We start from the raw sequence: 4129 nt of genomic DNA on the forward strand, positions 1-4129 counted from the left end.
TCGGCGTCCCGGTCGAACCCGAGGTGTACATCACGTAGGCGAGCTGCTCGGGCCGGCTGTCCACACCCGGGTCCGTGACCGGGAACCCGGCCGCCTCGCCGGCGTCGTCCACCGTGACGACGACGGGCGCGTCAGGGAGGCCCTGGGCGGCTGTCGCGCGGTCGGTGAGCAGCACGCCCGCCGAGGTCTCGTCCACGATCCACTGCATCCGCTCGCGCGGGTAGCCGCTGTGCAGCGGCAGGTAGAACGCCCCGGCCTTCAGTACGGCCAGCAGGGCGACGACGACGTCCACGGAGCGTTCCATGAGCACCGCGACCGGCGCCTCCGGACCTACTCCCGCATCCAGCAGCCGGTGCGCCAGCGCGTTGGACCGCTCATCCAGCTCGCGGTACGACAGCTCCCGCCCCGCACACCGCACCGCCACCGCGTCCGGCGACCGCATCGCCTGCGCCGCGAAAGCCGCGGGCACCGAAGCGGCCCCGAGCCCCGCACCCGGCACCACCGCCCCCGACCACGACTCCAGCAACCGCAACCGCTCCGTCTCCGACAGGATCTCCGCTTCTCCGATCCGGCGGTCGGGAGCGGCGGCGAGCTGGGCCAGCAGACGTACCAGCCGGGCCACCATCCGTTCGGCCGTGGACCTCTCGAAGACGTCGGTGCTGTACTCCAGCATTCCGTCGAGCCCGGCCGGGCGGTTGTCGGTCCCGAAGCGCTCGTTGAGGATGAAGCCGAGGTCGAACTTGGAGGTACGGGTGCTGAACGCGTCCTCGGCCTCGGTCGTCACGCCGGGCAGCGAGAACTCGTGTCCCCCGGTGTTCCCCAGGACCACCATGACCTGGAAGAGGGGGTGCCAGGACAGCGAGCGGATCGGGTTGACGGCCTCGACCACGCGCTCGAACGGCACGTCCTGGTGCATGTAGGCGGTCAGCGCGGTCTTGCGGACCTGCTCCAGGAGCGCGCGGAACGTCGGGTTTCCGGAGGTGTCGGTCCGCAGCACCAGCGTGTTGATGAAGAGGCCGACCAGGTCTTCGAGGCCCTCGTCGGTACGTCCCGAGCTGGGGGTGCCGATCGGGATGTCCGATCCCGCGCCCAGGCGGTTCAGCAGGGTCGCGACGGCGGCCTGGAGCACCATGAACACCGTGGTGTTCGTCTCCCGGGCCAGGTCGACGAGGGTGCCGTGCAGCTCGGGGCCGATGCGGAGCGGAACCATGTCGCCGCGGTAGCCGGCCACCTTCGGCCGGGGGTGGTCGAACGGCAGCTCGAGGCGGTCCGGAGTGCCCAGCAACGCCTGCTTCCAGTAGGCCAGTTGCTTGTTCACCAGGGAGCCGGGGTCTTCCTCCGTGCCGAGGAGTTCACGCTGCCACAGGGTGTAGTCCGCGTACTGCACCGGGAGCGGGGGCCACGCGGGTGCCCGGCCCTGGAGCCGGGCACGGAACGCGGTCTCCAGATCACGCGCCAGCGGGCCCATCGACGCACCGTCGCTCGCGATGTGGTGCATGACCAGGAGCAGTACCCGGTCCTCGGGGCCGGCCGTGAACAGCGTGGCCCGCAGGGGCGGTTCCGCGGTCAGGTCGAAGGCGTACCGGCCGGCGGTCCGCACCGCCGCGTCGACCTGGTCCGGGGCACAGGTGACCCGGTGCAGCCGGAGGTCGACGGCGTCCGCCGCCAGCACGCTCTGGGCGGGCGTTCCGTCGATCTCCCGGAAGACCGTCCGCAGGCTCTCGTGCCGCGCCACCACGTCCTTCAGCGCCTGTTCGAGGACGTCCGCGTCCAGGTCGCCCGTGAGCCGGAGCGCCACCGGAACGTTGTAGGTGGCGCTCGCCCCTTCCAGTTGGTACTGGAACCACAGCCGGTTCTGCGCCGGCGACAGCGGGACCGGGTCCGGGCGTTCCATCACGGTCAGCGCGGGCCTGGCCGCCGAACCCGCCTCCGCGACCCGGGTCGTCAACTTCGCGACCGTGGGCGCCTCGAACAGGGTCCGTACCGGCAGCTCGACGCCCATGAGCGCCCTGATCCGGCTGACCACGCGGGTCGCCAGCAGCGAATGCCCGCCCAGCTCGAAGAAGCTGTCGTCGATTCCGACGGTGGGCACGTCCAGGATCTCCGCGAACAGGGTGCAGAGGATCTCCTCCTGCGGGGTCCGCGCGGCCCGGCCGCCCGCCTCGGCCTCGTACACGGGCGCGGGCAGGGCCTTCCGGTCCAGCTTGCCGTTGGAGGTCAGCGGCAGGTGGTCCAGCATGACGAACGCCGACGGGACCATGAACTCCGGCAACCGGGTGCCCGCGTGAGCGCGCAGGGCGTCCGCGTCCACTTGGCCGCCGCTCCCGGATTCGGCGACCACATAGCCCACCAGGCGCTTGTCACCCGGCTGGTCCTCCCGCACCACGACCGCGACCTGGGCCACCGCCGGGTGCCGGCCGAGCACCGCCTCGACCTCGCCGAGTTCGATGCGGAAGCCGCGGATCTTGACCTGGTCGTCGGCCCGGCCGACGAACTCCAGCACACCGTCGGCCCGCCACCGCATCAGGTCGCCGGTGCGGTACATCCGGCTGCCGGGCGGGCCGAAGGGGTCGGCCACGAACCGTTCCGCCGTCAGTCCCGGGCGGCGCAGGTACCCCCGGGCCACGCCCGAGCCGCCGATGTACAGCTCCCCCGGCACCCCTGCCGACGTGAGCCGCAGCCGCTCGTCCAGGACGTACGCCCGGGCGCCCCGCACGGGGGCTCCGACCGGGGTGGACGTGGAGGGGTCGGTGCCGGACAGGGGGTCGCTGGCCGTCGCGGAGATCGTCGTCTCGGTGGGCCCGTAGAGGTTCAGCATCCGCCGTCCCCGCGCCCAGCGCGCGGTCAGCGCCGGGGGGCACGCCTCGCCGCCGACGCTCAGGACGCGCAGGGCGGGGAAGTCACGCGCCGGCAGGGTGGCGAGCACGCTGGGCGGCATGTCGGAGCAGGTGATCCGGCGCTGCTCCAGGAAGTCGCCGAGGGCGTCGCCGACCAGCGGTCCGGGCGCGGGGACGACGAGGGTCGCGCCGAACCAGAACGCCCGCAGGAAGTCCTCGAAGGCCATGTCGAAGCTGATCGACGCCAGCTGCAGGACCCGGTCCTCGGGTCGGACCCGGTACTTCTCGGCCAGTGTGGCCGCCAGCGCGCAGAGGCCGCGGTGGGTGACGGACACGCCCTTGGGCGTGCCGGTGGAGCCGGAGGTGTAGACGGTGTACGCCAGGCCGTCGGGCCGGAGCGGGGTGGTCCGCTCGGCGTCCGTGAGGTCGGCACCCCCCAGTCCGGCGAGGGTCGCGGGGTCGTCGAGCACCAGCGCGTCCGGGCATCCCCGCGGGAGCCGCGCGGCCACGTCCCGGCTGGTGAGCACCTGGACCGGGGCGGCGTCCCGGAGCATGAACGCGATGCGGTCCGCCGGGTACTCCGGGTCGACCGGGAGGAAGGCGGCGCCGGCCTTCAGGACGCCCAGCAGTCCCGCCACCATCTCCGCGGACCGCGGCACCGCAAGCGCCACCAGCTGCTCGGGGCCGACACCCCGCCCGATCAGCCGGCGGGCCACCTGGTTGGCCCGGGCGTTCAGCTCGGCGTAGGTGAGCACGGTGCCTTCGTGCTCCAGGGCCGGTGCGTCGGGGCGGCGTGCCGCGTGCTCCTGGAACAGGTCGACGAAGAACCGGTGTTCAGGGGCCGGGCCCCCGGATCCCATGGCGAGCAGCTCGTCGCGCCCGGCCGGGGAGAGCACCTCGGCGGTGCCGATCGGCAGGTCGGGGCGTTCGGTGACGGCGGCGAGGAGCATCCGGAGGCCGTCGACGAACCGCTCCGCGGTGCCCGCGTCGGACAGGTCCGTGCGGTACTCCAGGAAGCCGCCGATCCCCGCGGGCCGTCCCGCGCCGTCGATGGCCTCGTAGAAGTTGAAGGTGAGGTCGAAACCGGTCGCGTCGGCCGTGAGGTCCTCGGTGGCGGCCGACAGGCCGGGCAGGTCGAACGCCGGTGCCTCGTTGCTGTGCAGGGCCAGCATGACCTGGAAGAGGGGGTTGCGGGCCAGTGAGCGCCGGGGGTTGATGGCTTCCACCAGTCGCTCGAACGGTATGTCCTGGTGGGAGTAGGCGGCGAGGTCGGTTTCCCGGGTCCGGGCGAG

The 4129-nt window shown here is 72.8% G+C and carries 1 protein-coding gene; it reads right to left on the minus strand.

Translation table 11 applies throughout. The features are described from left to right. Positions 1–4129, minus strand: a 4129-nt coding sequence (locus IE108_RS34600; RefSeq protein WP_189397848.1) for a non-ribosomal peptide synthetase, incomplete at both ends; no start/stop codon positions are given.

Source organism: Streptomyces parvulus (assembly GCF_014648855.1).
In the GTDB taxonomy this organism is placed as follows: Bacteria; Actinomycetota; Actinomycetes; order Streptomycetales; family Streptomycetaceae; genus Streptomyces; species Streptomyces parvulus.